The sequence below is a fragment of the Pseudomonas sp. Irchel s3f7 genome (assembly GCF_900187615.1).
Lineage (GTDB): Bacteria > Pseudomonadota > Gammaproteobacteria > Pseudomonadales > Pseudomonadaceae > Aquipseudomonas.
Genome location: NZ_FYDO01000003.1, coordinates 225,934 through 251,358 on the forward strand (window position 1 = coordinate 225,934; position 25,425 = coordinate 251,358).

The 25,425-nt window shown below is 60.5% G+C and carries 25 protein-coding genes; 15 read left to right on the plus strand and 10 right to left on the minus strand.

Annotated elements, in window-relative coordinates:
- The first annotated feature begins 29 nt into the window (after positions 1-29).
- Positions 30-1,304 (plus strand): beta-ketoacyl-ACP synthase II, encoded by a 1,275-nt coding sequence (gene fabF, locus CKW19_RS04025; RefSeq protein WP_095056701.1) that lies wholly within the window; start codon positions 30-32, stop codon positions 1,302-1,304.
- Here the strand turns inward: fabF and CKW19_RS04030 are convergent.
- From CKW19_RS04030 to rfbC, 3 genes are all read right to left on the minus strand, one after another.
- Positions 1,301-1,858, minus strand: a complete 558-nt coding sequence (locus CKW19_RS04030) for a TetR/AcrR family transcriptional regulator (protein WP_095056702.1) — start codon at positions 1,856-1,858, stop codon at positions 1,301-1,303. The genes fabF and CKW19_RS04030 overlap by 4 nt on opposite strands.
- 266 nt (positions 1,859-2,124) lie before the next feature.
- Positions 2,125-2,292, minus strand: coding sequence for a DUF2897 family protein (locus CKW19_RS04035; RefSeq protein WP_095056703.1), 168 nt, complete (start codon positions 2,290-2,292; stop codon positions 2,125-2,127).
- A gap of 149 nt (positions 2,293-2,441) precedes the next feature.
- Complete coding sequence (gene rfbC / locus CKW19_RS04040; protein WP_095056704.1) at positions 2,442-2,987, minus strand: dTDP-4-dehydrorhamnose 3,5-epimerase; 546 nt, start codon at positions 2,985-2,987, stop codon at positions 2,442-2,444.
- A 194-nt stretch (positions 2,988-3,181) separates the two neighbouring features.
- Here rfbC and kdpF point away from each other — a divergent pair, with 194 nt between their 5' ends.
- The 6 genes from kdpF to CKW19_RS04070 all read left to right on the plus strand — a co-directional run bounded on the left by kdpF (position 3,182) and on the right by CKW19_RS04070 (position 11,231).
- Entirely contained in the window at positions 3,182-3,271 is a 90-nt protein-coding gene (gene kdpF, locus CKW19_RS04045; RefSeq protein ID WP_007899818.1) for a K(+)-transporting ATPase subunit F, read from the plus strand.
- A gap of 8 nt (positions 3,272-3,279) precedes the next feature.
- Positions 3,280-4,974 carry a potassium-transporting ATPase subunit KdpA gene (gene kdpA / locus CKW19_RS04050; RefSeq protein WP_095056705.1) on the plus strand — a complete coding sequence of 565 codons (1,695 nt, stop codon included), beginning with the start codon at positions 3,280-3,282 and terminating at the stop codon, positions 4,972-4,974.
- 10 nt (positions 4,975-4,984) lie between these two features.
- Positions 4,985-7,042, plus strand: coding sequence for a potassium-transporting ATPase subunit KdpB (gene kdpB, locus CKW19_RS04055; protein ID WP_095056706.1), 2,058 nt, complete (start codon positions 4,985-4,987; stop codon positions 7,040-7,042).
- A gap of 193 nt (positions 7,043-7,235) precedes the next feature.
- Positions 7,236-7,781 carry a potassium-transporting ATPase subunit KdpC gene (kdpC, locus tag CKW19_RS04060; protein WP_095056707.1) on the plus strand — a complete coding sequence of 182 codons (546 nt, stop codon included), beginning with the start codon at positions 7,236-7,238 and terminating at the stop codon, positions 7,779-7,781.
- Positions 7,782-7,832: 51 nt separating this feature from the next.
- Entirely contained in the window at positions 7,833-10,484 is a 2,652-nt protein-coding gene (locus CKW19_RS04065) for a sensor histidine kinase KdpD (protein WP_095056708.1), read from the plus strand.
- A gap of 48 nt (positions 10,485-10,532) precedes the next feature.
- Positions 10,533-11,231, plus strand: a complete 699-nt coding sequence (locus CKW19_RS04070) for a response regulator (RefSeq protein ID WP_095056709.1) — start codon at positions 10,533-10,535, stop codon at positions 11,229-11,231.
- Between the two features lie 143 nt (positions 11,232-11,374).
- Here the strand turns inward: CKW19_RS04070 and CKW19_RS04075 are convergent, their stop codons facing one another.
- Positions 11,375-12,421, minus strand: coding sequence for a patatin-like phospholipase family protein (locus CKW19_RS04075; protein ID WP_095056710.1), 1,047 nt, complete (start codon positions 12,419-12,421; stop codon positions 11,375-11,377).
- Positions 12,422-12,643: 222 nt separating this feature from the next.
- Between CKW19_RS04075 and CKW19_RS04080 the strand changes: the two genes are divergently transcribed.
- From CKW19_RS04080 to CKW19_RS04090, 3 genes are all read left to right on the plus strand, one after another.
- A complete protein-coding gene (locus CKW19_RS04080) occupies positions 12,644-12,922 on the plus strand; it encodes a hypothetical protein (protein ID WP_095056711.1) in 279 nt (92 codons plus the stop codon).
- Positions 12,923-13,035: 113 nt separating this feature from the next.
- Positions 13,036-13,794, plus strand: coding sequence for a CHAD domain-containing protein (locus CKW19_RS04085; RefSeq protein ID WP_095056712.1), 759 nt, complete (start codon positions 13,036-13,038; stop codon positions 13,792-13,794).
- A 220-nt stretch (positions 13,795-14,014) separates the two neighbouring features.
- On the plus strand, positions 14,015-14,812 hold the full coding sequence (locus CKW19_RS04090; RefSeq protein ID WP_095056713.1) for an acyl-CoA thioesterase II: 798 nt from the start codon (positions 14,015-14,017) through the stop codon (positions 14,810-14,812).
- Here CKW19_RS04090 and CKW19_RS04095 read toward each other — a convergent pair whose 3' ends face one another.
- The 3 genes from CKW19_RS04095 to CKW19_RS04105 form a co-directional block, all read right to left on the minus strand.
- Positions 14,813-15,178: an Mpo1-like protein gene (locus CKW19_RS04095; protein WP_095056714.1), complete on the minus strand. Its 366-nt coding sequence runs from the start codon at positions 15,176-15,178 to the stop codon at positions 14,813-14,815. It abuts the gene before it with no gap.
- A gap of 161 nt (positions 15,179-15,339) precedes the next feature.
- Entirely contained in the window at positions 15,340-16,821 is a 1,482-nt protein-coding gene (locus CKW19_RS04100; protein WP_095056715.1) for a methyl-accepting chemotaxis protein, read from the minus strand.
- Positions 16,822-16,947: 126 nt separating this feature from the next.
- The gene (locus CKW19_RS04105; protein ID WP_095056716.1) at positions 16,948-17,757 is read right to left on the minus strand and encodes a TatD family hydrolase; all 810 of its coding nucleotides are present in this window, start codon (positions 17,755-17,757) and stop codon (positions 16,948-16,950) included.
- Positions 17,758-17,991: 234 nt separating this feature from the next.
- Here CKW19_RS04105 and CKW19_RS04110 point away from each other — a divergent pair, with 234 nt between their 5' ends.
- From CKW19_RS04110 to CKW19_RS04120, 3 genes are all read left to right on the plus strand, one after another.
- Complete coding sequence (locus CKW19_RS04110) at positions 17,992-19,413, plus strand: transglycosylase SLT domain-containing protein (protein WP_095056717.1); 1,422 nt, start codon at positions 17,992-17,994, stop codon at positions 19,411-19,413.
- A gap of 104 nt (positions 19,414-19,517) precedes the next feature.
- On the plus strand, positions 19,518-19,952 hold the full coding sequence (locus CKW19_RS04115; RefSeq protein WP_095056718.1) for a DoxX family protein: 435 nt from the start codon (positions 19,518-19,520) through the stop codon (positions 19,950-19,952).
- A gap of 246 nt (positions 19,953-20,198) precedes the next feature.
- Entirely contained in the window at positions 20,199-20,507 is a 309-nt protein-coding gene (locus tag CKW19_RS04120) for a hypothetical protein (RefSeq protein ID WP_095056719.1), read from the plus strand.
- Positions 20,508-20,509: 2 nt separating this feature from the next.
- Here the strand turns inward: CKW19_RS04120 and greB are convergent, their stop codons facing one another.
- From greB to CKW19_RS04135, 3 genes are read right to left on the minus strand one after another with little or no spacing between them, the layout of a single operon-like run.
- On the minus strand, positions 20,510-21,007 hold the full coding sequence (greB, locus tag CKW19_RS04125) for a transcription elongation factor GreB (RefSeq protein ID WP_017339816.1): 498 nt from the start codon (positions 21,005-21,007) through the stop codon (positions 20,510-20,512).
- A gap of 34 nt (positions 21,008-21,041) precedes the next feature.
- Positions 21,042-23,546 (minus strand): ABC transporter permease, encoded by a 2,505-nt coding sequence (locus tag CKW19_RS04130; RefSeq protein ID WP_095056720.1) that lies wholly within the window; start codon positions 23,544-23,546, stop codon positions 21,042-21,044.
- The gene (locus CKW19_RS04135; protein ID WP_095056721.1) at positions 23,546-24,229 is read right to left on the minus strand and encodes an ABC transporter ATP-binding protein; all 684 of its coding nucleotides are present in this window, start codon (positions 24,227-24,229) and stop codon (positions 23,546-23,548) included. The genes CKW19_RS04130 and CKW19_RS04135 overlap by 1 nt, the downstream gene beginning before the upstream one ends.
- A 10-nt stretch (positions 24,230-24,239) precedes the next feature.
- Between CKW19_RS04135 and CKW19_RS04140 the strand changes: the two genes are divergently transcribed.
- Positions 24,240-24,845, plus strand: a complete 606-nt coding sequence (locus CKW19_RS04140; RefSeq protein WP_095056722.1) for an arylesterase — start codon at positions 24,240-24,242, stop codon at positions 24,843-24,845.
- Positions 24,846-24,901: 56 nt separating this feature from the next.
- A complete protein-coding gene (locus tag CKW19_RS04145) occupies positions 24,902-25,195 on the plus strand; it encodes a hypothetical protein (protein WP_003226812.1) in 294 nt (97 codons plus the stop codon).
- Positions 25,196-25,425: the final 230 nt, after the last annotated feature.

The following is a 25,425-nucleotide window of genomic DNA, read 5'->3' on the forward strand; positions in this document are numbered from 1 at the left end:
CCATTCAATGGGTTTGAGGTGTGAGCGGTATGAGTGATCGTCGAGTGGTTGTAACGGGGATGGGTCTGGTCTCTCCCTTGGGCAGTGGCGTTGAAGCCGTCTGGGCGCGTCTGTTGGCGGGACGTTCAGGTCTGCGAAACTTGCCTGACGACGTGGTTGCCGATTTGCCGGCCAAGGTCGGCGGCGTGGTGCCGACGCTGGCAGAGGATGTCGAGGCGGGTTTCGACCCGGACCTCGCGACGTCGCCCAAAGAGCAGAAAAAAATGGATCGATTCATTCTGTTCGCCATGGAAGCGGCGCGTCAGGCGCTGGAACAGGCGGGCTGGAAGGCGCTGGACGCCGAGGGTCAGGAGCGCACCGCGACCATTATCGGTTCCGGTGTCGGTGGTTTCGGCGCGATTGCGGACGCCGTACGCACAACGGACAGCCGTGGGCCGCGACGTTTGTCACCTTTTACGATTCCTTCATTTCTGGTCAATCTGGCCGCTGGCCATGTCTCGATCGAGCACGGTTTCAAAGGCCCCTTGGGTGCGCCGGTCACGGCGTGCGCGGCCGGGGTACAGGCGATTGGCGATGCTGCCCGCTTGATTCGTGCCGGTGAGGCAGACATCGCTGTGTGTGGCGGTGCGGAAGCAGCGATTGATCGGGTCAGCCTGGCCGGGTTCGCGGCGGCTCGTGCCCTGTCGAGCGGCTACAACGAAACCCCGGAGCGTGCCTCTCGACCCTTCGACAGCGCACGAGATGGCTTTGTGATGGGCGAGGGTGCCGGCTTGTTGGTGATTGAATCTCTGGATCACGCGCTGGCCCGCGGTGCGCTGCCGCTCGCAGAATTGGTCGGGTACGGCACCAGTGCCGACGCCTATCATCTGACGGCCGGACCTGAAGACGGCAGCGGTGCTCGCCGGGCGATGTCGCTGGCGTTGGCTCAGGCCGGAGTCACGCCGGCGCAGGTGCAGCATCTCAATGCCCATGCAACGTCGACACCGGTGGGGGATCTCGGCGAGTTGGCGGCCATCAAGTCGTTGTTTGGTTCAGACAACAAGATTGCGGTCACGTCGACCAAATCGGCGACTGGTCATTTGCTCGGCGCAGCAGGCGGGATTGAGGCGATCTTCACGCTGTTGGCCATTCGCGATCAGATCGTTCCGGCCACGCTCAATCTCGATAACCCCGACCCTGCGGCTGAAGGTGTTGACATTGTTCATGGCAAACCGCGGCCGATGGCCATCGAGTACGCCCTGTCCAATGGCTTCGGATTCGGCGGGGTGAACGCCAGCGTTTTATTCAAGCGTTGGCAGGGTTAATCCTGTGGTTGTTTGAGATGGTCGCGGGCGACGTCGAGGATTCGTTGGGCAAACTCGACGTCGGCAACGCTGCGCGATAGCAGTAAAGCGCCGACCAGTGTCGACATGATGACGACGCTGCGATCGGCGGCATTGTCTCCTTTGAGGGTGCTTTCGATCTGCTCAAGGCGGGCCTTGAGCACCACATCGCTGGTCGGGCTGGGTTGACCGCGCAACCCCAGCTCCGAAGAAATGGTCAGCAGCGGGCAGCCTTCATGGGGTGAAGTCTGGTGCCATTCGGAGAGGTACGTGTCGATAAAGGTTTCGAGGGGATGTTCCTTGGAGAAAATTTGCGCGCACAAGCCGTCGACTTGTTCGCCGGCTTCTTGCAGGGCCTTTTCTACCAGTTCGTCCTTGGACTTGAAGTGCGAGTAAAAACCACCGTGGGTCAAGCCCAGTGCTTTCATCAAAGGTTGCAGGCCGGTTGCACCGATACCGTCGCGTCGAAATCGCGCGGAAGCTTCCTTGATAATGCGTTTGTGGGTCTGGGCTTTATGGTCCTGCGAGTAACGCATTTGATATCTCCACATCAATGCGCAACATATTAACCAATGAAAATTGGATGGTGACTGTACTTCTACTTCTAAAAAGCATGCAGATGCTTCGATCTTGATCCAAACCGGTCATGAGAGTGACACGAACGGTGATTTCGACCGGATGATAAAAGGCTCGATCCGCCCGAAAACCGGCTGATAAAAGGTAGCAGGGGCCGAGGATTGGATATGGCCATGCACACGTGTGAAAAAACAAACCCCGCCAATGTTGACGGGGTTTTTTTCGTTCAGCGGTCCTGCGCTTCCTTGGCGTCCATTTCCGCATTGCGTTCGGCGACGCGTTTACGTTGCTCTTCGGTCAGTTCGACTTTGTTGGCCGTGTCGCGCAGCAGCAACAAGCCACCCACGATCGAGCCAATGGCAACGACCAGAATTAACCAGGCATACCAGGGCATAGGACTCTCCTTGAAGGCAGGTGGGCGAGGGTTCGCCCACCGATCGTGCATATCGTTTTGAGTGATGGGGTTTCACCGCAGTTCCATCGCTATCACCCCATTCTATGCCGGTTGTTCAAGGTTCACTCGAACGCTTTAGGCGTCGGGGGTCAGGAAAAAACCTCTGCCTCTTTGAAGTACGCCGCTGCCAGGTCTTTTGCCGACAGTTGCGGTGCTTCGCTCAGTTGCCAGTCGATGGCCAGGTCCGGGTCATCCCAACGGATGCTGCGTTCGGCGGATGGGGTGTAGTAGTCGGTGGTCTTGTAGAGGAATTCGGCAAAATCACTCAGCACTACGAAACCGTGGGCGAAACCTTCCGGCACCCATAGCTGACGATGGTTCTCGGCAGACAGGCGCACAGCGACCCATTTGCCGAAATGCGGCGAGCTGCGACGGATATCAACGGCAACGTCGAGAACTTCACCGACGGTGACACGAACCAATTTGCCTTGAGTGTTTTCCAGCTGGTAGTGCAGGCCGCGCAATACGCCTTTTTGCGAGCGAGAATGATTGTCCTGGACGAATTGTGGGGTCAGGCCAGTCGCCTCTTCAAAAGCCTTGGCATTGAAACTTTCATAAAAGAAGCCTCGCTCATCACCAAATACCTTCGGTTCGATGATCAGAACACCGGGCAGATCGGTGGTGATTACATTCATGGGTGATTCTCCAGCAAATGGCATCAATGACCGACATTCTTGCGCAAAGTGCACACCGAAGCGAGTGATGGCTCGGCTTCTCACTCTTTACGCCTTCTTTATGCCACGTCCCCATCCCCGATCTCGCGCCTTTACACCCTCCCTCCCGACAATGACCCCACACGCGGCAATACGCCGTAACAGGGAGAACTTCCATGAGCGTTCTGGACGGGGTGTCGCTGCTGCTGGCAGTGGGGCTGTTCATTTATCTGTTGGTTGCGCTGTTGCGCGCGGACCGGAACTAGGAGCGGCTATGCACAGTTATGACTATTGGCTGATCCTCGCATTTTTCGCGGTGGTATTGGTTCCAGCGCCGTTTCTCGGGCGCTTCTACTACAAGGTCATGGAAGGTCAGCGCACCTGGCTGACGCCGATCCTGGGGCCGGTGGAGCGCGGCTGTTATCGGGTGGCCGGGGTTGATCCGCAGGCTGAACAGAGTTGGCAGAAGTACACGCTGGCCTTGCTCGCATTCAACCTTGCAGGCTTCTTGCTGTTGTTCTCGGTCCTGTTGTTCCAGGGCTACTTGCCGCTCAATCCGCAACATCTGCCGGGTCAGGAATGGACGCTGGCGTTCAACACTGCCGTCAGTTTCATGACCAACACCAACTGGCAGGGCTACAGCGGTGAAGCATCCCTGAGCTATCTGAGCCAGATGATCGGGCTCACCGTGCAGAACTTCGTCAGCGCAGCCACCGGGCTCGCGGTTCTGGTTGCGTTGTGCCGCGGTATCGGGCGCAAGTCGACCAAAACCCTGGGCAATTTCTGGGTCGACATGACCCGCGCTACCCTCTATGGCTTGTTGCCGCTGTGCTTGCTGCTGGCGTTGTACCTGGTATGGCAGGGCGTGCCGCAAACCTTCGCGCAGTATGTGAATGCGCTGACGATGCAGGGCGTCGATCAGGTGATTCCGCTTGGTCCGGCCGCGAGCCAGATTGCGATCAAGCAACTGGGCACCAACGGTGGCGGGTTCTTCGGCGTGAACTCGGCGCATCCATTCGAGAACCCGACAGCGTGGAGCAACTTGTTCGAAGTCGCTTCGATCATTCTGATCCCCGTGGCGCTGGTGTTCACCTTCGGCCATTACGTGAAAGACTTGCGTCAGAGCCGCGCAATCATCGCCTGCATGCTGGCGCTGTTCCTGATCGGCGGTGCGACGTCGCTGTGGGCTGAGTATCAACCGAATCCGACCTTGAACAACACCGCCGTCGAGCAGACAGCGCCGCTGGAAGGCAAGGAAGCGCGTTTTGGCACCACCGCCACCGTGCTGTGGTCGGTGACCACCACGGCGGCCTCCAATGGTTCGGTCAACGGCATGCACGACAGCCTCAACCCGCTGAGCGGCATGGTGGCGATGGTCAACATGATGGTCGGCGAAGTGATCTTCGGCGGCGTCGGTGCCGGGCTCTACGGCATGTTGCTCAACGTGTTGATCGCGGTGTTCCTCGCCGGCCTGATGATTGGCCGCACACCGGAATACCTCGGCAAAAAACTGCAAGCCAGGGAAGTGCAACTGCTGGTGCTGACCCTGATGGTCATGCCGATTGGCGTGCTGGTGCTCGGTGCGATTGCCGCCAGCCTGCCGGGGCCGGTGGCCTCGGTGAGCAACCCCGGCGCCCATGGTTTCAGTCAGTTGCTCTACGCCTACACCTCGGCCAGCGCCAACAACGGTTCTGCGTTCGGTGGCTTTGGCGCTAACACGCCGTTCCACAACTTGATGCTGGGGTTGGGCATGTTGATCGGCCGCTTCGGTTACATCCTCCCGGTACTGGCTCTGGCTGGCAGCCTGGCGATGAAGAAAACCGCCCCGATCGGTCAGAACAGCTTCCCGACCCACGGCCCGCTGTTCGTGACTTTGTTGACTATGACCATTTTGCTGGTGGGCGGACTGACATTCCTGCCGACATTGGCGCTGGGCCCTATCGCTGAACATCTGAGCATGGGCTTCTGAGGACTGGACGATGAATATGCCTGCAATCAAACCGGTAGCCGTGAAGGCATCGGAGCAACCCAAAACCGCGATCTCGGCCCTGTGGCGTCCGGCGCTGGTGCAAGCCTTCGTCAAGCTCGACCCGCGGCAACTCAAGCGTGCGCCGGTGATGTTGGTGGTCGAGTTGACCGCGATCCTGACCACGGTGCTGTGCTTTATTCCCGACGCGGACGTACCGACCTTCGTCGCCGCGCAAATCGCCGTGTGGCTGTGGTTCACCGTGTTGTTCGCCAACTTCGCCGAAGCCTTGGCCGAAGGTCGTGGCAAGGCCCGCGCCGACAGTCTCAAGGCCGGTAGCGAAGGCCTCAGTGCCCGTCGCAAAACCGCTAATGGCAGTTTTCAAATGGTGCCTGCCGCCAACCTGCGCAAAGGCGATGTGGTGCGCGTCGAAGCAGGGGAGATGATCCCCGGTGACGGCGAAGTGATCGAAGGTATTGCGGCGGTCAACGAAGCGGCGATCACCGGTGAATCTGCGCCAGTGATCCGCGAGTCCGGCGGTGACCGTTCCGCCGTCACCGGCAACACCCGGCTGGTCTCGGACTGGCTGCTGGTGAAGATTACGACCAACCCTGGTGAGTCGACCCTGGACCGCATGATCGCCCTGGTCGAAGGCGCCAAACGCCAGAAAACCCCGAACGAAGTGGCGCTCGATATCCTGCTGATCGGCCTGACCCTGATCTTTCTGCTGGTGGTCGTCACCCTGCAACCGTTCGCCCATTTCGCCAATGGCAGCCTGCCGCTGGTGTTTCTGGTAGCACTGTTGGTGACGCTGATTCCGACCACCATCGGTGGTCTGTTGTCGGCCATTGGTATCGCCGGGATGGACCGTCTGGTGCGCCTGAACGTGATTGCCAAATCCGGCCGGGCGGTGGAAGCAGCGGGGGATGTGCACGTTCTGCTGTTGGACAAGACCGGCACCATCACCTTTGGTAACCGTCGTTGCTCGGCGGTGTATGCCGCGCCTGGCGTGACCGCGAAAGAACTGGCCGAAGGTGCGCTGTTCGCCTCGCTGGCCGACGACACTGCTGAAGGTAAATCCATCGTCGAATATCTGCGCGGGCTTCATCCGCAACCGGAACCCTCCGCCGACATGCTGACGGCGGTGCCGTTCAGTGCCGAGACTCGGTTGTCCGGGGTCGACTATCAGGGCCGGGTTTATCGCAAAGGCGCAGTGGATTCGCTGCTGGCGTTCGTCGGCCTGAAACGCGCCGACCTGGCCCCGGCGCTGTCCCGGGAAATCGACAAGATCGCCCAGAGCGGCGGCACCCCGTTGCTGGTCTGTGCCGACGGCAAATTGCTCGGTGCGATTCACCTGAAAGACGTGGTCAAACCCGGCATTCGCGAGCGTTTCGCCGAGTTGCGCAAGCTGGGGATTCGCACGGTCATGGTTACCGGCGACAACCCGTTGACCGCTGCCGCTATTGCCGCTGAAGCGGGCGTGGATGACGTGCTGGCCGAAGCCACGCCGGAGAAAAAACTGGCGCGCATCCGTCACGAGCAGAACGACGGTCGTCTGGTGGCGATGTGCGGCGACGGCGCCAACGACGCCCCGGCACTGGCTCAGGCGGACGTCGGCATGGCGATGAACGACGGTACGCAAGCGGCGCGTGAAGCGGCGAACATGGTCGATCTCGACAGCGACCCGACCAAGTTGCTGGACGTGGTGCAGATCGGCAAGGAACTGCTGGTGACCCGCGGTGCATTGACGACGTTTTCCATCGCCAACGACGTGGCCAAATACTTCGCGATCCTGCCGGCGCTGTTTGCCGTGATTTACCCGCAACTGGGGGTGCTCAATGTCATGCATTTGAGCAGTCCGCAGAGCGCGATTCTCTCGGCGATTGTGTTCAACGCCTTGATCATCGTGGTGTTGATTCCGTTGGCACTGCGCGGTGTGCGGGTACAGGCAGCGAGTGCGGCGGCGTTGTTGCGACGCAATCTGCTGATCTACGGGCTGGGCGGGATTCTGGTGCCGTTCGTGGGCATCAAGGCCATCGACATGCTGTTGACGGCGTTGCATCTGGTTTAGCGATACCTGGTGGTGGAGGTTTTTGTGGCGAGGGAGCTTGCTCCCGCTGGGCTGCGAAGCGGCCCCGCCTCAGACGACCGAGTTTTTTCAGGACACCGGCTTGGCGACTGCTGCGCAGTCGAACGGGAGCAAGCTCCCTCGCCACAGGTGATGTTTATACCTTCCGAGTGATGAATTTTTCGAGGATTTTGAAATGTCCACATTGATACGCCCGGCCCTGAGCCTGTTGGTCCTGATGACCCTGATCACCGGCGTTGCCTATCCTTTGGTTGTCACCGGTGTGGCCCAGGTTGCCTTCCCGGATCAGGCCAATGGCAGTCTCGTTCGCGATGCCGAAGGTAAAGTCCGTGGCTCGTCGTTGATTGCCCAGGATTTCGTCGGCGATGCGTGGTTCCATCCGCGGCCATCGGCGGGTGCCTTTGCCACCGTGTCGAGTAGCGCCAGCAACCTGGCGCCCAGCAATCCGGCGCTGGCCACCCGCGTGATTGACGAAGCCAATAAATTGCAGGTGCCAGGCCAGGGGCCGGTACCGCTGGCGCTGGTCACCACGTCCGGCAGTGGCCTCGATCCGCACTTGCCACCGGCCGCAATTGCCTATCAACTGGCGCGTGTTGCGGCGGCGCGCAATCTGCCGGTGGCAACCGTGCAAAACCTGATGGACGCGCACATCGAGCAGCCTCTTGTGGGGCCGCCGGTGGTGAATGTGCTTGAGTTGAATCGGGCGCTGGAAAAGCTGTAAAACAAAAGATCGCAGCAACCTCTCAAGTCAAATCAAACAAGGCAACGATCAATGAGCGACTCCGGCCGCGCCGACGCGCTGTTAGCAGACCTGCCCCGCGATGGCCGTGGCCGGCTCAAGGTTTTCCTCGGGGCTGCGCCGGGTGTTGGCAAGACCTACGCCATGTTGCAATCGGCCCACACCCAATTGCGCCAAGGCGTGAAAATCATCGCCGGTGTCGTCGAAACCCATGGCCGGACCGAAACCGAAGCGCTGCTCAGCGGTCTGCCGCAGCAGCCTTTGGTGCGCTCGGAATACCGTGGCGTGATGCTGGAGGAAATGGACCTCGACGGTCTGTTGGCGGCCAAGCCAAAGCTGGTGCTGGTGGATGAGTTGGCCCACACCAACGCCCCCGGCAGTCGTCACGAAAAACGCTGGCAGGACATTCAGGAACTGCTCGCCGCCGGCATTGACGTGTACACCACGGTCAACGTCCAGCACCTGGAAAGCCTCAACGATCAGGTGCGCGGCATCACCGGCGTGCAGGTTCGCGAAACCTTGCCCGACTGGGTGCTGCAAGAAGCCTATGAGTTGCTGCTGATCGACTTGCCACCACGTGAGCTGCTTGAGCGTCTGCGCGATGGCAAAGTTTACGTGCCGGAGCAGGCGCGGGCGGCCATCGATGCATTTTTCTCCCAGACCAATCTGACTGCTTTGCGCGAACTGGCGATGCAAACCGCAGCGGCCCAGGTCGATAACGATCTGGCCCAGGGTTATCGCCAACTCGGGCAAGCCGCGCCAGCCGTGCGCGGACGTTTACTGGTGGGCGTCGACGGCGATGCCCAGGCTGAGCGGCTGGTGCGTCACGCCAGTCGAGTGGCCCAGCGTCGTCATCTGCCGTGGAGTCTGGTGCACGTCGACAACGGCAGCGTGCGAGACGAGCAATCGCGCCTGCGCCTGCAAAGTGCCCAGCAATTGGCTGAACGTTTGGGCGGGGAGGTGGTGCTGCTGCGGGCAGGTGAAGTAGCGAAAACCTTGATCCAGCATGCCGTCGAACGTCGCGCCAGTCTGGTGCTGGTCGGCCAGTCCCGGCCACGTCTGCATCGTCGATTGTTCGGCGGTGGTCTGGCGGCGCGCCTGCTGCGCAATGCGCGCGGCCTGGAAATCAACGTCCTCGACTGTGACCATGAACAGCATCCACCTCGCCAACGTTCAATGCAGTCGCTGGTGTGGTTCGACTATGCCCTGGCGGTGGCCGCAACTGTTTTAGCCAGCGCCTTGGCGTGGGCGGTGGTGAGTGTGTTGCCGCTGCCGAATATCTCACTGGTGTTCCTTGCCGCGGTCCTGCTGGTGGCGGTGCGCAGCAGTCTCGGCCCGGCACTGGTGTGTGCGGCGCTGTCGTTTTTGACTTATGACTTCCTGTTCATTCCGCCGAATTTTTCTTTCAGCATCCAGCGCGAAGAAGACGTGCTGACCTTGCTGTTTTTCCTGTTGATGGCAGCGCTCACCGGCAATCTTGCCGCGCGTCAGCGTCGGCAATTGCAGGTCCTGCGCGATACCCAGGAAGAGACCACCGAACTGCTCGGCCTGTCGCGCAAGCTCACCGCCGCCACCGACCGTCAGGCCGTAATCAGCGCCGCGGCCCAGCACCTCAATGGCTGGAGCGATCTGCAACTGTGCCTGCTCAATCGCGATGGTCAAAACGGCTGGAAAGTCGAAACCGGTGGCCCGCTGGAATTTTCTGAAGCGGAACGTGCGGCCGCCGATTGGGCCTGGCAACACGATCAACCGGCCGGCGTCGGCACCGGCACCTTGCCGTTCGGGCGTTGGTGGTGGTGGCCATTGTCGGTCGAGGACGGTCCGTTGGCATTACTCGGTGTCTGCGCCAAAGAGGGCCAGACCCTCACGGGCCAGCGTCGACGCTTATTGACCGCTTTGAGTCAGCCATTGGCCCAGGCGCTGGCCCGCGCGCAGCTGGCCGACGACCTTGAGGCCGCACGGCTGCACGGCGAAACCGAACAACTGCGCAGTGCTTTGCTGGCCTCGGTGTCCCACGATTTACGTACACCGCTGACCTCGATGCGCGGCAGCATCGACAGTCTGCTAGCGCTTGGCGAGGCGATTCCATTGGAGGACCGCCGTGAATTGCTCGAAGGCACTCGTGATGAAGCCGAGCGTCTGGATCGCTATATTCAAAACCTGTTGGACATGACCCGACTCGGTCATGGCGCCCTGAAACTCTCGCGAGACTGGGTGTCGCCGGCCGATATCGTCGGCAGTGCACTCAATCGCCTGCGCGCAGTTCTGTCTTCGTTGCAGGTCAGCACGGATGTGCCCGCCGAGTTGCCGCTGCTGTATGTGCATGCCGCACTCATCGAACAGGCCCTGGTCAACGTGCTGGAAAATGCCGCACGCTTCTCGCCATCCCGCGGCCGTCTGCAATTGTGTGCCGGGGCCGACGAAAAGGAGCTGTTCTTCTCGGTCAGCGACGAAGGGCCGGGGATTCCGGAAGCGGAGAGGGCGAAGATTTTCGACATGTTCTACACCGCTGCCCGTGGCGATCGTGGCGGGCAGGGCACCGGGCTGGGGCTGGCGATCTGTCAGGGCATGGTCGGTGCCCATGGTGGGCGCATCAGTGTTGCGGACGGCATCGAGGGGCGCGGCACCTGCATCACCTTGCACCTGCCGTTGCAGGCTCAGCCGGGATATGAAAGTGAAGCCTGATCGTGCATGCGCTACTCTCTTGCCTCTTCTACGTGTTGATGTGAATTCATGAGCCAGACTGCGACCATTTTGGTCATCGACGACGAGCCGCAGATCCGCAAATTCCTGCGCATCAGCCTCGTTTCCCAAGGCTACAAAGTGCTGGAGGCCGGCACCGGCAGCGAAGGCCTGGCGCAGGCCGCGCTGAACAAACCGGACCTGTTGGTGCTCGACCTCGGCTTGCCGGACATGGACGGCCAGCAAGTGTTGCGCGAATTTCGTGAATGGTCGACGGTGCCGGTGCTGGTGCTTTCGGTGCGCGCCGGTGAAGGGCAGAAAGTCGATGCCCTCGATGGTGGTGCCAATGACTATGTGACCAAGCCGTTTGGCATTCAGGAATTTCTGGCACGGATTCGCGCGTTATTGCGTCAGGCACCGATGGGCGAGCCCCAGCAAGCCGCACTGAGTTTCGGCCCGCTGACGGTCGACCTGGCGTATCGCCGGGTGTTGCTGGACGGTGTCGAAGTGGCATTGACCCGCAAGGAATACGCCGTGCTGGCGCAACTGACACGGCATCCCGGGCGGGTGATCACCCAGCAGCAACTGCTCAAGGACATCTGGGGGCCGACCCACACCGAAGACACTCATTACCTGCGGATTGTGGTTGGTCATCTGCGCCAGAAACTGGGGGACGACCCGACTCAGCCACGGTTTATCGTGACCGAAGCGGGGGTGGGGTATCGGTTGTTGGGTGAGGCCAGCCTTTAGTTTTGTGCTGAATGATCGTGCCTCATCGCGAGCAGGCTCGCTCCTACAGTGAATTTTCGGTGTTCACAAAATTTGTGTCTGTCCAAAATCCAGTGTAGGAGCGAGCTTGCTCGCGATGAGGCCCTCACAATCAATCGAGCATTTCAGCCATCGCGATTCTGCTCATTTTCATACCGATCCAGCGTATCCCGCGCAATCTCCCGCCCCAGCGCGATCAGTTCCGGCGCCTTGTAGAATTCGAAAAACCGGCAGACCCGCTTCGGTACGTTGATCAGGATGTCCGGCGGATAACCGGCAATCTTGTACTGCGCGAGCGACGTTTGCATCACCTCGAAGCTCTGGTTGATCAAGTCCAGCAGCGACGCCGGCCCGACGTTATCGATGATGAATGAGCCGGTGGCGGATCGTGGCGCACCTGAGGATTCAGGCGCGGCGGCCGGTTGCTGGGCTTCGGGCTCGGCGGACTCGATCCAGGAATTGATATTCGCGCTCTGGGCCCTCAAGGCCTCCTGTTCCAGAATCAACAGTTGTTCGGCCTGTTTGCGCCGGAACGGCATCTTCGAACCCAGAGAATTGATCAGGCTGTCGAAGCGCGACCTGAACGCGGCGGGTCGCTGGATCACCGGCAGTTGGTAGTGGCGCTGGTTGGTGGAGTTGAGGTTGACCGCGATGATCAAGTCGCAGTGGCTCGACACCACCGGCACGATCGGCAGCGGGTTCAGAATACCGCCGTCCACCAGCATGCGATTGCCCTGCATGACTGGCGTGAACAGGCTGGGAATGGCCGCCGAGGCGCGCATGGCCTGATGCAGGCAACCTTCCTGAAACCAGATTTCCTGCTGGTTGGTGAGGTCGGCGGCGACCGCCGTGTAGGGAATGCGCAGGTCTTCGATGTTGATCTCGCCGACGATCTTGCGGATCTGGCCGAAGACTTTTTCACCGCGTATCGCCCCCAAACGAAAACTGACGTCTACCAGGCGCAACACATCGAGATAGTCCAGGCTCTCGATCCAGTCGCGATAATCATTGAGTTTGCCGGCGGCGTAGATCCCGCCCACCACGGCGCCCATGGAGCAACCGGCGATGCAGGCGATGTCGTAACCGCGCCGTTCAATTTCTTCGATAACACCAATATGCGCATATCCCCGGGCTCCACCCGAGCCCAGCACCAGTGCGACACGCTTTTTCATGAATCGCCCTCGTATGACCAGGTTCAACAATGCACCCATCGAGGGGCGCGCTTCAATCGCAAAAGTCGTTCGTAGCGGCGAAGGCGTCGTATTTTCGACACTCCATGGTGGCACAGGGTTGTCCTCAGCAGCGCTATAGTGAGCGCAGCAGACCAACGGCACTTTTTAAGCGCCGGACCGTCTTACCTGCATGATTGTTGACCTATCTTTGAGGTGTGAGTGATGAAAGCCTGGATCTGTGTACCGCTGATTGCCCTGGCGCTTGCCGGTTGTGCCGGTAAAACCGCCTACCGAGACAGCTGCGGTAGCCAACTCGACGCCGCGTGGCGTGAGCTGGACCTGGCCAAGGCCGAGGGTTTCGCCGGGACTGTCAGCTACTCCAAAGCCTTGTCACTGTTGACCGCGGCCAAGACTCAACAGCAATTCGAAGGGTTCGAAGGTTGCAGCCAAAAAGCCGAGAAGGCCCGTTTCTATATTCGTGAGTCCCGCGCCGGGCGATGAAGCGATCCGGCTTGCCGGTGGGAGTACATTGAGATCACAGTGAGCTCCATACCGCCATCGCCGGCAAGCCAGCTCCTACAGTTGGTGTAAGGGACTATCTACGGAGTAAACCCATGATTGATCGCTTGGTGGCTCATGTTCTGGGCCTGGAGATTCGTCTGCTGGCCTGCCAGGCACGTTTGAATGCGTGTACTGACCCTGAGGCGTTGCACGATCTGCGCACGACGATACGTCGATTGCGCAGCCTGTTGCGGCCGTTGCGCGGCTTGCCGGGCGTCGAGCAACTGGAAGAGGCGGCATCGCGGGTGGGTGAGCTGACCACGCCGTTACGGGATCGCGAAGTCATGGCGGCGTACCTGCTTGAGCACGGTCAAACTGAAGCTGGACGCAGGCGCATGGCCCAGATGGCCGAGGCGTATCCGGCCGTTGCGAGCAGCACCGAACTGTCACAGTTGCTGATCGTCCTCGATGCTTTTCCGCGTTTTTTGCGTGCGTCCCAGCGCCAGGGTTTGCTCAAGGGCCTGCGCCAGCACATTGAAAAACGCTTGGCCAAACAATGGAAAAAACTCGACAAGGCACTGCACGATCCCGCCCACGACCGGCATCGACTACGGTTGCTGATCAAGCGCGTGCGCTATGGCATTGATGCCTATCCGGAGCTGGATCGCTTACCGAAAAAAGCCATGCCCCGGTTGAAAGCGGCGCAAGGCGCGTTAGGTGACTGGCACGACTGCGTGCAGTGGCTGGCCCTGGCCGAGCATGAAGCGGATCTGCAACCTTGTGTGGCGGTCTGGAAAGCCAATATGGCCAAAGCGGAAACCCGCTCTGATCGCGTGCTGGACAAGCTCAGCGCGGATTGCTTCAAATCCTGAACCTAATGCATCCCCTGTAGGAGCGAGCTTGCTCGCGATTGCGGTGTGTCAGTCACATCAATGTTGGAATTGCCGCCGCCATCGCGAGCAAGCTTGCTCCTACAGGGATTGGGGGCTACTGCACGGCCCATCTGTCAGTCAATTTGGCCGGAATGAGTGCTGTATAGCCTCCGCCTGATCGTTAATATTCCTTCATCTTTTTCCGATCCTTGAGGTTTTCATGCGTTTTTCCGAACTGCTCGATGCCGTCCGCCGCCAGCCACTGGAGCTGTCTATTCCGGCTTCCTGGGCACAGGGGCGAGCCAGTTTCGGCGGCCTGGTGGCCGCTCTGCAATTCGAAGCCATGCGCGCAAAGGTTCCCTCGGATCGTTCGGTTCGCTCATTGGCGATCACCTTCGTTGGCCCGGTCGAGCCTGATGTTCCCGTCAGCTTTGAGGTCGACGTACTGCGTGAAGGAAAGGCTGTCAGTCAGGTACTCGGCAGAGTGGTGCAGAAGGGCCAGGTGGTGACACTGATCCAGGGCAGCTTCGGCGCCTCGCGTCCATCGGAAGTGGCGGTGAGCGCGGAACCAGCGCCGGAAATGAAGCATTGGGAGGAGTGCCAGGAGTTGCCGTTCGTCGAAGGTCTCCTCCCTGAGTTTATGCGGCATCTGGCGATGCGCTGGAGCGTCGGTGGCATGCCGTTCAGCGGCAGCACGTCGCGTCAGATGGGCGGCTGGGTGCGGTTGCGTGATGATGCAAAAGCAGAGGCGCTGAGCGAAGCGCACATTCTGGCGCTGGTGGATGCGTGGCCACCGTCTGTGCTGCCGTTTTTGAAGAAGCCGGCGATGGGCAGCACGCTGACCTGGACCATAGAATTCGTTCAGCCGTTGCTGGATCTGAGCACGCTGGACTGGTGCAAATATCAGGTCGAAACCGAGTATGCCGTCGACGGGTATGGCCATGCCGCCGCGAGGTTGTGGAGCGCGGACGGTCGATTGATTGCGATGAGTCGGCAGACCGTGACGGTGTTCGCCTGATCAATGCCGACGGTGACGCTCCCGCCAGGCGCGCCACCAGCCACCGCTCAGAAAAAACCGTGGGAAGGTCAGGAACTGCTCGACCATCAGGCGCGACACGGCGTCTTTGCGATCGGTGAACGGCTCGGAGGCTTGCGCTTCCAGGCTGTGACCGTGGCGTTGCAAACCCAGCGCGGCGATCACACCGATCACGCCGATGGCGACATTTGCCAGATTCAGGCCGAACACCCCGGACACAATCAACAGAAATGCCACGATGAACAGCGGCACCGCGATCAGGTGCAGCACCAGATTGGTCGGGTGCTGATGATTGTTCGGGTACGCGCGCCATTGCCAGGCGGGAAGGTTGGGGTGACGTTTGCCCATGATGCTGATCCTCGATCCATGTTGAACACATGATTGAAGAATAGGCCCGGTCTTTGCTGGCGGCGAATCAAGGCTGGCTATCGATGTGATAGGGGGCATGGTCAACATCGATCTTGATCGGGTTGATGCCATCGCGAGCAAGCTTGCTCGCGATGAGGCCGTCAAAGCTTGAGCTGACCGATCGCCTTGCTCAGTTCCCCGGCCAGCGCCGCCAACTCATTGCTGGTAGTCGCCGAGCTCACCGTCTGCTGGACCGTGTTCTCGGTCACGTCACGAATGCTCACCACCGACCGATTCATCTCTTCGGCGACCTGACTCTGCTGCTCGGCCGCTACCGCAATTTGCGTATTGCTTTCACGCATTTGCGCCACGGCGCCGGTGATTTCTGCCAGCGCGAAACCTGCCTCCTGCGCCTGTTGCACGCAGTCGTCCGCCTTGAACGAACTCTCCTGCATAAAGTCCACCGCGTCACGGGTTCCGACCTGTAAAGCCGACACCATGAGCGTGATTTCGTCGGTGGAGGCCTGAACCCGCTTGGCGAGGTTGCGCACTTCATCGGCGACCACCGCAAACCCGCGCCCCATCTCACCGGCCCGGGCCGCTTCGATGGCTGCGTTCAGGGCCAGCAAATTGGTTTGCTCGGCGATGCTATGGATCACGTTCACCACGCCGTTGATTTTCTGGCTGTCCTCGGCCAGGCGCTGGATCATCTCGGCCGTTTGTTGCACCCCGGTGGACAGCCCGGCAATCGACTTCTGAACCCGAAGCACCACCTCCTGCCCGCTGCCAGCCAGGGTGTCGGCCGATTGCGACAGGTCGCGGGTGGCTCCGGCGTGTTGGGCGATGTGATAGACCGTGGCCGTCATTTCGTTGATCGCCGTGGCGGCCTGATCGGTTTCGCTTTGCTGACCGAGCATGCCTTGGCGCACGTCGTTCATGCTCGACGCCAGCCGGGCGGCCCCCTCATCCAGTTGCCGGGCGGTGCTGGCGACGGTGTTGACCACTCGCTGATAACCGGCCTGCATGGCGTTGAAGGCATTGGCCATTTGCCCGACTTCATCGCGGCAAGCCAGTGGAACGCGGGCCGACAGATCACCGGTTTTCTCCACATGCAGCATCACGTCTTTCAACGTGTTCAGCTGGCTGAGCAGGAAACGGATCAACAACTGCGACGCACCCAGCATCGCCAGCATCAGGATCATTACCGCCACCGCGTATTGGCTAAAGCGTTCAGCGAAGACTTGTTCCAGGCTCGGCCCATAGGCGATCACTGCAATTTGCTGGTCACCCGCGCCGGTGAACACTTCGGCCCCCATCAGCGGGTTGTCACCGAGCAGCGGCATGGCATTGATCTCGACCCAACCTTTCGCATTGCTCAGTTCCGGTGCCGGTTGTTTGTTCAACATCGGCACCTGTGCGCTGCTAAACGTCAGCAGGTTATCGTGTCGGGGCAGCGGCTGCCCGGCAGGCCAGGCGCTGAGCAATCGCGCCTGCGCCTGAGCCGAGGCCTTGGCGGCCTGACTGCGGGCCTGTTGTTCGAGATGCACGGCAAACAGCACCAGCAGCAATGTGGTGACAAAAGCGACGGCATTGACTGCCCAGAATTTGTATTTCAGCGAGATATTGCTAAGCCAGGCACCCATGGAGGTTTTCTCTGATAGCGGAAACAGTATTGGCAAGGTGCCAGCATTGTGCCGCCATGCAGAAATCGGCTCTTGATGCAGGTCAAGGTGGGAGCAAGCAAGCCCGCTCCCCCAGGGGGCAGGTGATTACTGGGGGATTGGCGGCAAGCCGAAGAATGCTCTCGCAGTTGCTGTGCTGTGCGCCGCCAGATCTTCAATGGTTTCCTCGCGATGCAGTGCGACCTCTCGCAAGACTTCGGTCAGGTACGCTGGCTCATTGCGCCCGTTCTTCGGCTTGGGGCGCAGGCTGCGCGGTAGCAGATACGGCGCATCGCTCTCCAGCATCAGGCGTCCGCGCTTGATCTCTTTAACCAACGGATGCAAATGCGTGCCCCGGCGCTCATCGCAGATCCAGCCGGTAATGCCGATGTGCAGGTCCAGATCGAGGTAGCTGAACAGCGCTTTCTGTTCGCCGGTGAAACAGTGCACGACAGCGGCGGGCAGCTGATCGCGATAGTCGCGCAGGATTTCCAGCAGGCGCTGACTGGCATCACGTTCGTGCAGAAACACGGGCAACTGCAATTCGACCGCCATCGCCAGATGTTCTTCGAGGACTTTTTCCTGTTGCGGGCGCGGTGAGAAATCTCGATTGAAATCCAGCCCGCATTCACCCACGGCCACCACGTTCGGCTCTTTGAGCAAACCGCGCAGGCGTCGGGCGCTGTCGGCATTCCAGTCGCTGGCCGAATGGGGGTGAATGCCCGCGGTGGCGAACAGCCGTTGCGCACTTTCGTCCAGTTGCTGGCACAGCTCCAGGGCCTGTTCGCTACCCTCGACGCTGGTGCCGGTGAGCACCAATTGGCACACCCCGGCCGCGTAGGCGCGGTCGAGTACCGCCTGGTGTTTGTCGGCAAAACTGGGGTTGGTCAGGTTGACGCCGATATCGATGAGTTGCATGGTGCTACCTCGGACCAAAGGCCGGAAAGCATATCAGAGCTGTTGATTGATAAGAAAAGCCAAGAACTACAAGGAGTTAACGCTGTCTCTTGAGCCGCGAACGAAACTGGACTGGTAGCTTTGCCATCAATGTGCCGGTTTCTCGCACCTTGCCAGCGCTTCAGGCGCTCTGTTTTTGTCGATTGATTGCATGACTTATTCATGTGATCAGCCCGAATTCTTTCCGGAGAGTGGATGATTCGTCCCTCGGTTTTGCTACTGCTGTGTTGTTCGTTGCTACTGCCGCTGTCGGCGGTTGCGCGGCTGCCCGGACCACAGCAAGCCGTACCGGCCGCAAAAGTTCGTGATCTCCCGGACATTCGTAGCAGCCACGTGCTGCGGGTGCTGGTCAACCAGAGCCGCAACAGTTCCGGCGAAGTCCAGGGCCAGGCCATTGGCGTCGAGTACCACCGCTTGCGAGCGTTCGAGCAATACCTCAACGGCCATGCCCGCGACGGTCAGGAAATCACCCTCAAGATTATCCCCAAGGGCAAGGACCAGCTGCTCGGCGCTTTGCAGCGCGGGGAGGGTGATCTGGTAGCCCCGGGCGAATTGCTCGACCTGCAACCGGGCTACGCCGTCAGCACCAGCGAACCGCTTGCCAGCAACATTCCATTGGTGCTGGTAGGGATCAAGGGCGAGCGTCGCTATACCCGTCTCGAACAGCTATCGGGCAAGACCGTGGCATTGCCCACCGGCAGTGCTGCCGGTGACGCCGTCAGCCAGATCAATCAGAAACTTGCCTTGCACAAGCTGCCTCCGATAACGATCGAGTGGGTCGATCCGAGTCTGGCGGTCGAGGATGTGCTGGAAATGGTCCAGGGCGGCATCTTTCATCTGACCATCGTCGAGCAACCGATTGCCGAGCGCTGGGGCAAGATCCTGCCGAAACTTAGATTCGACAAACAAGTGCTCATCAGTGATCCCGGCGAAGAGTTCTGGTTCGTGCGCCGCGATGCGTCAATGCTGCGTGCGAGCATTGATCGCTTCCTGACCGGTTACAAAAAACCATCGGACCAGGACGTTGCGTTCCTGCGGATCTATCGGCGCCTGTACCAGGTTCACTACCCCTTGGCCAAGGCGGACCGGCAGCGACTGGAAAAACTGCGTCCGGTGCTGCAAAAGCACGCTGACGCCCAAGGCATGGACTGGCTGAACCTGGCGGCGCTGGCGTTCAAGGAGTCCGGTCTGCAACCCGCGGCGCGCAGTGGTGGTGCGCCGACTGGCCTGATGCAGATCACGCCGTCTGCAGCCCAGCGGGTAGGGGTCAACAACATTCAAGACCTCGACGGCAATGTGCAGGCCGGCGCCAAGTACCTCGCCCTGATCCGCCGCAAGTTTTTTGCCAGCACCAAACTCAACGAACGCGAGCGCATGGCCTTCGTGCTGGCGGCCTACAACATTGGGCCGGAGCGAGTGCAAGGCATGCGAGCCGAGGCGCGGCGGCGCGGCTTGAATCCGAATCAATGGTTCTTCCAGGTCGAGCGGATTGCCATGGAGCAAGTCGGAATGGGACCTGTCAGCTATGTTAATAGCGTGAACAAGTACTACTTGGCATTCGATCGAGAACGGGAATCGCTGGAGCCTCAGGGGCCGAACGTCACTTCACGAAAGTGATCGAATAAACTGATTGGATTGGTGGGTTTTTTGCGCTTTTAACATGATATTTACTGATTAATATAGCGACCAACCCACACACACCTCACGATGGAAGACACAGCATGAGCACTCTGATCAACAAGGTTCTGTTCACCCGCGCGGGCTACGGCCTGACAGTTCTGCGAATTGTCGTCGGCATCATCTTCGCTGCTCACGGCTCGCAGAAACTCTTCGGGGCATTCGGTGGTTATGGTTTGGCCGGGACCGCGCAATACATGGAAAGCATCGGCCTGGCACCGGGCTATTTGATGGCGACGCTCGCGGGCGGCACCGAGTTCTTTGCCGGTCTGGCCTTGATCATCGGCCTGCTGGCGCGGCCGGCAGCGTTGGGCCTGACCTTCCTTTCGCTGGTCGCTATTTTTTCGGTGCACATCAGTAACGGTCTGTTCATGGCCAACAACGGTTATGAATTCGCCCTGGCCCTGCTCGGTGGCAGTATTGCGGTACTGATCGAAGGGGCCGGCAAGCTCTCGGCCGATCGCGTCATCGCGGGCTGACGGCTCTGGCTCAATGAAAAGGCCCGCATTGCGGGCCTTTTTTGTTGTTCGTCATTCTTGACACTGTCCAGTCAGCTTCTCTAGGATGCTGCTCATGCGCCGATTTAAACAGCTACTTGCGGGGCGCCAGGTAACTCGATCAGTTACCGACAGAAGCTTGAAACAGGCTTCGAAATACCGCTAAAGCGCTGGTTCGGTGTTGCCTCTCACCTGCCATGCAGACTTTTGAGGCAGAGACACGACCCAATGAATGCACTAAGCCCCGTTATACGTCCCGCGCCGATCACGGCACATCTCACCCAGCGCAATCCAAAAATCCTGCTTGGCGGCAAACATCAGCCGACGCTCTTGCGTTATCTCGACGGCTGGCCACGTCGTACCGGCGGCCCTGCTGCGTTCCTGATCCAGTTTGTCGAAGACGGCGAGTCCCTGGCGCGATTTGCCAACGACAGTTTCGATCTGGCAGTGATTCAGTCCCCCAGCCTCGAGGACGCACCTGAAGTGATCAGGCAACTGACTCGCGTTGCCCGGCAAGGGTTGATTACCCGTCGCTGAGGCTACGGATACTCAATAGCCACGATGTACACGCATTGCTCGCCGGTTGGCGTCTGGACCCGTACTTCGGCGTCCAGGGCCTTGCCAATCAGGGCGCGGGCCAGCGGTGAGTCGATGCTGATCAAACCCAGTTTGAGGTCCAGTTCATCCGGCCCGACAATGCGGTAGCGCGACTCTTTGCCGTCCTCGTCCTCGATCGTGACCCAGGCGCCGAAATAGACCTTGTTCGGATCACTGGGTTTTTCGCTGACGACCTTGAGCGCCTCCAGGCGTTTAGTGAGAAAGCGCACGCGGCTGTCGATCTCGCGCAGCATCTTTTTGCCGTAAGTGTATTCGGCGTTCTCCGAGCGATCGCCCTGTGCCGCTGCTTCGCTGACAGACTGCGTCACTTGCGGTCGTCGAACGTGCCAGAGTTCATGGAATTCGGCGCGCATCCGCGCTTCACCTTCAGGGGTGATCAGCGCGGTACCGGCGGTGCGGGGAGGGCGATAACGGCTCATGGCGACTTCTTGTGATTAAGTGCGCTTGAGTTTATCAACCCTCGCGCAGCACTGTCAGGGGACTTGCGTTCAACGCCCGGCGGGTACCGAACACACCGGCGCCACCGATCAGCAGCGCACCCATCAATGGGAGTATCAATAACCACGGATGTGGGTGCCAGGGCAGGTCGAACGCATACCGGTAAAGCACCAGGCTCACGACTTCCGAGCCCAGCGCTGCCAGCAAGCCGCTGACCGCACCCAGCAAGCCAAATTCGATCCGCCGCGCCTTGACCAGCAGTTGCCGCTCCGCGCCCAGCGCCCGCAACAATGCGCCCTGACGAATGCGTTCATCCAGCGTTGCTTGCAGGCCGGAGAACAACACCGCCATCCCCGCCGCCAGCACGAACAACAGCACGTACTCCACCGCCAGGGTGACTTGGGCGAGGATGCTGCGCAGCTGCGCCAGCAGCGCCTCGACTTGCAGAATGGTCACCGCCGGGAAAGACCGGGACAGGTCGACGATCTGCTGGTCATGACCCGCCGCCAGATAAAAACTCGTCAGGTACGTCGCCGGCAGATCCTTCAGGGTGCCAGGCTGGAAGATCATGAAAAAGTTCGGCTGGAAGTTGTCCCAGTTGATGTCCCGCAGGCTGGTGACTTTCGCCTCGCGATTGACCCCGCCGACCGTAAAGACCAAATGATCACCCAGTTTCAGCTTGAGGCTTTCGGCAACTTTGCCTTCTACCGAGACGCCGGGGATTTCATCGGGCGGTTGATCGGGCCACCAGTTGCCGGCGGTGAGTTTGTTGCCAGCGGGCAGGTCGGCGGCCCAAGTCAGGCTGAGGTCACGCTGGATGGCCCGGTCACCGGCCGATTCTTTGGTGACGACTTGTTGCACGGGCTCGCCATTGATGCTGATCAGGCGCCCCGGCACCACCGGATACAGCGGCGCCGATTGTGCCGAAACGGCGATCAGGCGATCGGTAAAGGCTTGTTTGTCCGCGGGCAGGATGTTCAGCGCAAAGTAGTTCGGTGCGTTTTTCGGCAGCTGGTTCTGCCAGGTATCGAGCAGCTCGCCACGCAGCAGGGCGATCAGCGCCATCGACAGCAGGATCAGGCCGAACGCCAGGGCCTGGCCTGCGGCGGCCAATGGATGACGTAGCAGTTGGCCCAGTCCAAGACGCCAGGGCAGGGAAGCGCGGGCGAGCATCCGTCGCAGGCTTTTGAGCAGCAGCAATAACAGACCACCCAGCACCAGCGCGGCAACCACGCCACCGCCGAGCAGGGCAAAGGTCAGCAGCAGATCCAGGCTCAGGCGCCACATGATCAGGCCAAGAGCACCCAGCGCCGCGCCGTAGACCATCCACGTACTGGAGGGAATCGGCAGCATGTCCCGACGCAACACCCGCAATGGCGGCACCCGACCCAAGGCAGCCAGCGGCGGCAAGGCGAAACCGGCCAGTGCCACGAGTCCGGTGCCGATCCCGGCGATGGCCGGAAACAGACCGCCCGGTGGCACGTCGGTCGGTAGCAAATCATGCAACAAGGCAAACAGCCCCAGCTGTGCCAGCCAACCAATTGCGGCGCCGGTGAGGCTGGCGAGTAGTCCGAGCACGGTCAGTTGAAGGCTGAACAACACCAGGGTTTCCCGGCGTGACAGACCCAGGCAACGCAGCAGTGCGCTGGCATCGAAACGGCGGGTCGCGAAACGCGTCGCCGACAGCGCCACCGCCACACCGGCCAGCAACACCGCCACCAGACTGGCCATGTTCAGGTAACGCTCTGCTTTGCCCAAGGCGCCGCCGATCTGCCGGTTGCCATCGCGGGCATCCTGGATGCGCTGATTGGCCGCCAGTCCGGGTTTGATCAATTGCCGATAGGTTTCCAGCGCTTCGGCATTGCCGCGCCAGAGTTCGCGGTAACTGACCCGGCTGCCGGGCTGCACCACGCCGGTTGCGGCAAGGTCGTCGAGGTTGATCAGCACCCGTGGCGTCAGGCTGTAGAAGTTGCCGGCGCGGTCGGGTTCGTAAGTCAGCACGCGGGCCAGCTTCAGGGTTTTCATGCCGACATCGACGCTGTCGCCGATCTTCAAGTCGAGCGCGGTCAGCAGCCGCGCTTCGACCCAGGCTTCACCGGGCTTCGGTCCGCCACCGGGTACTTCCTGAGCGAACGGGGCGGGCGCGCTCTTCAGTTCACCACGTAGCGGATAGATGCTGTCCGCCGCTTTGATACTGGACAGCTGAATGCCGTTGTCGGTGGCGATAACGCTGGAGAACTCCACCACTTGCGCGTGTACCAGGCCCCGTTCGGTGCCGCTTTTGATCTGTTCGGGCCGCGCCGGTGAACTGCCTTCTAGCAGCAGGTCGGCGCCGAGGAACTCCGTAGCACGCAACATCATCGCGCCGTTCAGGCGGGCACCGAAGTAACCGATGGCGGTACTCGCGGCCACGGCCACCAGCAACGCGAAGAACAACACGCGCAACTCGCCGGCGCGGGCGTCGCGCAGCAGTTGGCGGATGGCGAGACTGAACAGGCGCAGCAGCGGCAGACGTGCCATCAAGGCTCCAGAGGGGCGACCAGCAGGCCCGCTTCAAGTCGGATCAGGCGCCGGCAGCGATGGGCCAGGCGTTCGTCGTGAGTCACCAGCACCAGGGTCGTGCCGCGCTCCTGGTTGAGTTCGAACAGCAGGTCACTGATGCGCTCACCCGTGTGGCTATCGAGGTTGCCGGTGGGTTCATCGGCGAACAGCACATCGGGTTCGGCGGCAAACGCCCGGGCAATCGCTACGCGTTGTTGCTCACCCCCGGATAGCTGGCGTGGCGAGTGGGTCAGGCGTTGGCCGAGTCCAACCCGTTGCAGTAATTCTGTGGCGCGGCTGCGGGCGTCTTTGCGGCCATCGAGCTCCAGCGGCAGCATGACGTTTTCCAGGGCGTTGAGGCTGTCGAGCAGTTGGAAAGACTGGAAGACAAAACCCACATGCTCGGCGCGGATGCGCGCGCGCTGGTCTTCGTCGAGGTTGCTCAGGGCTTGGCCGGCGAGGGTGACTTCGCCGCTGCTCGGCAGGTCGAGGCCGGCGAGCAGGCCCAGGAGCGTGGATTTGCCGGAACCGGACGCGCCAACGATGGCCAGGCTGTCGCCCTTGTTCAGTTCCAGGCTGAGTTCGTGCAGGATGGTCAGTTCACCTTCCGCGCTGGGAACCACTTTGCTAAGGTCCTTCGCGATGAGAATGCTTGCGCCCATGGAGAATCCGATGCGTGTGTGGTTTTTGAGTGCCGGTCTGGCCCTGATGTGCATGGCCCAGAGCGCAGCGGCGGGTACTGTCCTGATCGTTGGCGATAGTATCAGCGCCGGTTTCGGCCTGGATACCCGGTTGGGGTGGGTGTCGTTGCTCGAACAGCGGCTCAAGCGCGAAGGTTTCGACGATAAAGTCGTCAACGCGTCCATCAGTGGTGACACCAGTGCCGGAGGTCAGGCGCGCCTGCCGGCGCTGCTTGCAGAGCATAAGCCGGAGCTGGTTGTGCTGGAGTTGGGCGGCAATGATGGCCTGCGTGGATTGCTGCCAACACAATTGCAACAAAATCTTGCGTCGATGATCGACAGCTCCCGGGCCAGCGGTGCCAAGGTGTTGCTGCTGGGCATGCAATTGCCACCCAATTATGGGGTGCGCTACACCAAGGCCTTTGCGGAGGTTTACAGCAACCTGGCCGATGAGAAGAAAATCCCGTTGGTGCCGTTTTTTCTCGAGGGCGTGGGCGGTCACCCGGAGCTGATGCAGGCCGACGGCATCCACCCGGCAGCCGGGGCTCAGGACAAGTTGCTGGAAAATGTCTGGCCTACTCTAAAACCGCTGTTATGACGCTTTTCTAGTCGCAGGCTTTCGGCTAAGGTGGCGCCCCCGATTTGGAGCCCCCGATGCCGCGTCCCGCCTGGTCACTTTTTGCCTATCAACTGATCGAGCCTGACGAACAGCTGGATCTGTTCGCCTGCCAGGAAGTGCGGGTGCATCTGGTGACCCGTCAACTGGAGTTGGGCGGCTCTGCGGACCGTACGCTGTGTGGCAGCCTGTTGCCGGCGCAACCGCGTTGGTCGAGTGTTGATCGGCGGGTGTTTCAGGATCAGCGGTTGTGTTCGTTGTGTCGGGCGATTCTTGAGTCGCAGAAACGGGGTACGTCGCCGATCTGGCCTGAGTTGCGGTTTGAGCTTTGATCCCATCTTGGCGGCCTGACTTTGGTTGACCGAGTACATATCCGTTTCTGCGGTAACGGCTGCTTATGGTTTCGCCCTTACGGCGAGTCCCTTTTGTCAAACGCCCTCCGTGTCAGGCTACCTGTCACCCTTGTTGATTGACTCATTCATTCAAGAGGGCGAAGGTGCATAACAATGTCCAATCTAGGCAAACGCTACGACGACGACTTCAAAGATTGGGTCGTCTTGCA

What these genes read in the sequence shown, in the direction of transcription:
- fabF (WP_095056701.1), top strand. Translation starts at nt 30, where the DNA reads ATGAGTGATCGTCGAGTGGTTGTAACGGGGATGGGTCTGGTCTCTCCC.
- CKW19_RS04030 (WP_095056702.1), bottom strand. Translation starts at nt 1,858, where the DNA reads ATGCGTTACTCGCAGGACCATAAAGCCCAGACCCACAAACGCATTATC.
- CKW19_RS04035 (WP_095056703.1), bottom strand. Translation starts at nt 2,292, where the DNA reads ATGCCCTGGTATGCCTGGTTAATTCTGGTCGTTGCCATTGGCTCGATC.
- rfbC (WP_095056704.1), bottom strand. Translation starts at nt 2,987, where the DNA reads ATGAATGTAATCACCACCGATCTGCCCGGTGTTCTGATCATCGAACCG.
- kdpF (WP_007899818.1), top strand. Translation starts at nt 3,182, where the DNA reads ATGAGCGTTCTGGACGGGGTGTCGCTGCTGCTGGCAGTGGGGCTGTTC.
- kdpA (WP_095056705.1), top strand. Translation starts at nt 3,280, where the DNA reads ATGCACAGTTATGACTATTGGCTGATCCTCGCATTTTTCGCGGTGGTA.
- kdpB (WP_095056706.1), top strand. Translation starts at nt 4,985, where the DNA reads ATGAATATGCCTGCAATCAAACCGGTAGCCGTGAAGGCATCGGAGCAA.
- kdpC (WP_095056707.1), top strand. Translation starts at nt 7,236, where the DNA reads ATGTCCACATTGATACGCCCGGCCCTGAGCCTGTTGGTCCTGATGACC.
- CKW19_RS04065 (WP_095056708.1), top strand. Translation starts at nt 7,833, where the DNA reads ATGAGCGACTCCGGCCGCGCCGACGCGCTGTTAGCAGACCTGCCCCGC.
- CKW19_RS04070 (WP_095056709.1), top strand. Translation starts at nt 10,533, where the DNA reads ATGAGCCAGACTGCGACCATTTTGGTCATCGACGACGAGCCGCAGATC.
- CKW19_RS04075 (WP_095056710.1), bottom strand. Translation starts at nt 12,421, where the DNA reads ATGAAAAAGCGTGTCGCACTGGTGCTGGGCTCGGGTGGAGCCCGGGGA.
- CKW19_RS04080 (WP_095056711.1), top strand. Translation starts at nt 12,644, where the DNA reads ATGAAAGCCTGGATCTGTGTACCGCTGATTGCCCTGGCGCTTGCCGGT.
- CKW19_RS04085 (WP_095056712.1), top strand. Translation starts at nt 13,036, where the DNA reads ATGATTGATCGCTTGGTGGCTCATGTTCTGGGCCTGGAGATTCGTCTG.
- CKW19_RS04090 (WP_095056713.1), top strand. Translation starts at nt 14,015, where the DNA reads ATGCGTTTTTCCGAACTGCTCGATGCCGTCCGCCGCCAGCCACTGGAG.
- CKW19_RS04095 (WP_095056714.1), bottom strand. Translation starts at nt 15,178, where the DNA reads ATGGGCAAACGTCACCCCAACCTTCCCGCCTGGCAATGGCGCGCGTAC.
- CKW19_RS04100 (WP_095056715.1), bottom strand. Translation starts at nt 16,821, where the DNA reads ATGGGTGCCTGGCTTAGCAATATCTCGCTGAAATACAAATTCTGGGCA.
- CKW19_RS04105 (WP_095056716.1), bottom strand. Translation starts at nt 17,757, where the DNA reads ATGCAACTCATCGATATCGGCGTCAACCTGACCAACCCCAGTTTTGCC.
- CKW19_RS04110 (WP_095056717.1), top strand. Translation starts at nt 17,992, where the DNA reads ATGATTCGTCCCTCGGTTTTGCTACTGCTGTGTTGTTCGTTGCTACTG.
- CKW19_RS04115 (WP_095056718.1), top strand. Translation starts at nt 19,518, where the DNA reads ATGAGCACTCTGATCAACAAGGTTCTGTTCACCCGCGCGGGCTACGGC.
- CKW19_RS04120 (WP_095056719.1), top strand. Translation starts at nt 20,199, where the DNA reads ATGAATGCACTAAGCCCCGTTATACGTCCCGCGCCGATCACGGCACAT.
- greB (WP_017339816.1), bottom strand. Translation starts at nt 21,007, where the DNA reads ATGAGCCGTTATCGCCCTCCCCGCACCGCCGGTACCGCGCTGATCACC.
- CKW19_RS04130 (WP_095056720.1), bottom strand. Translation starts at nt 23,546, where the DNA reads ATGGCACGTCTGCCGCTGCTGCGCCTGTTCAGTCTCGCCATCCGCCAA.
- CKW19_RS04135 (WP_095056721.1), bottom strand. Translation starts at nt 24,229, where the DNA reads ATGGGCGCAAGCATTCTCATCGCGAAGGACCTTAGCAAAGTGGTTCCC.
- CKW19_RS04140 (WP_095056722.1), top strand. Translation starts at nt 24,240, where the DNA reads ATGCGTGTGTGGTTTTTGAGTGCCGGTCTGGCCCTGATGTGCATGGCC.
- CKW19_RS04145 (WP_003226812.1), top strand. Translation starts at nt 24,902, where the DNA reads ATGCCGCGTCCCGCCTGGTCACTTTTTGCCTATCAACTGATCGAGCCT.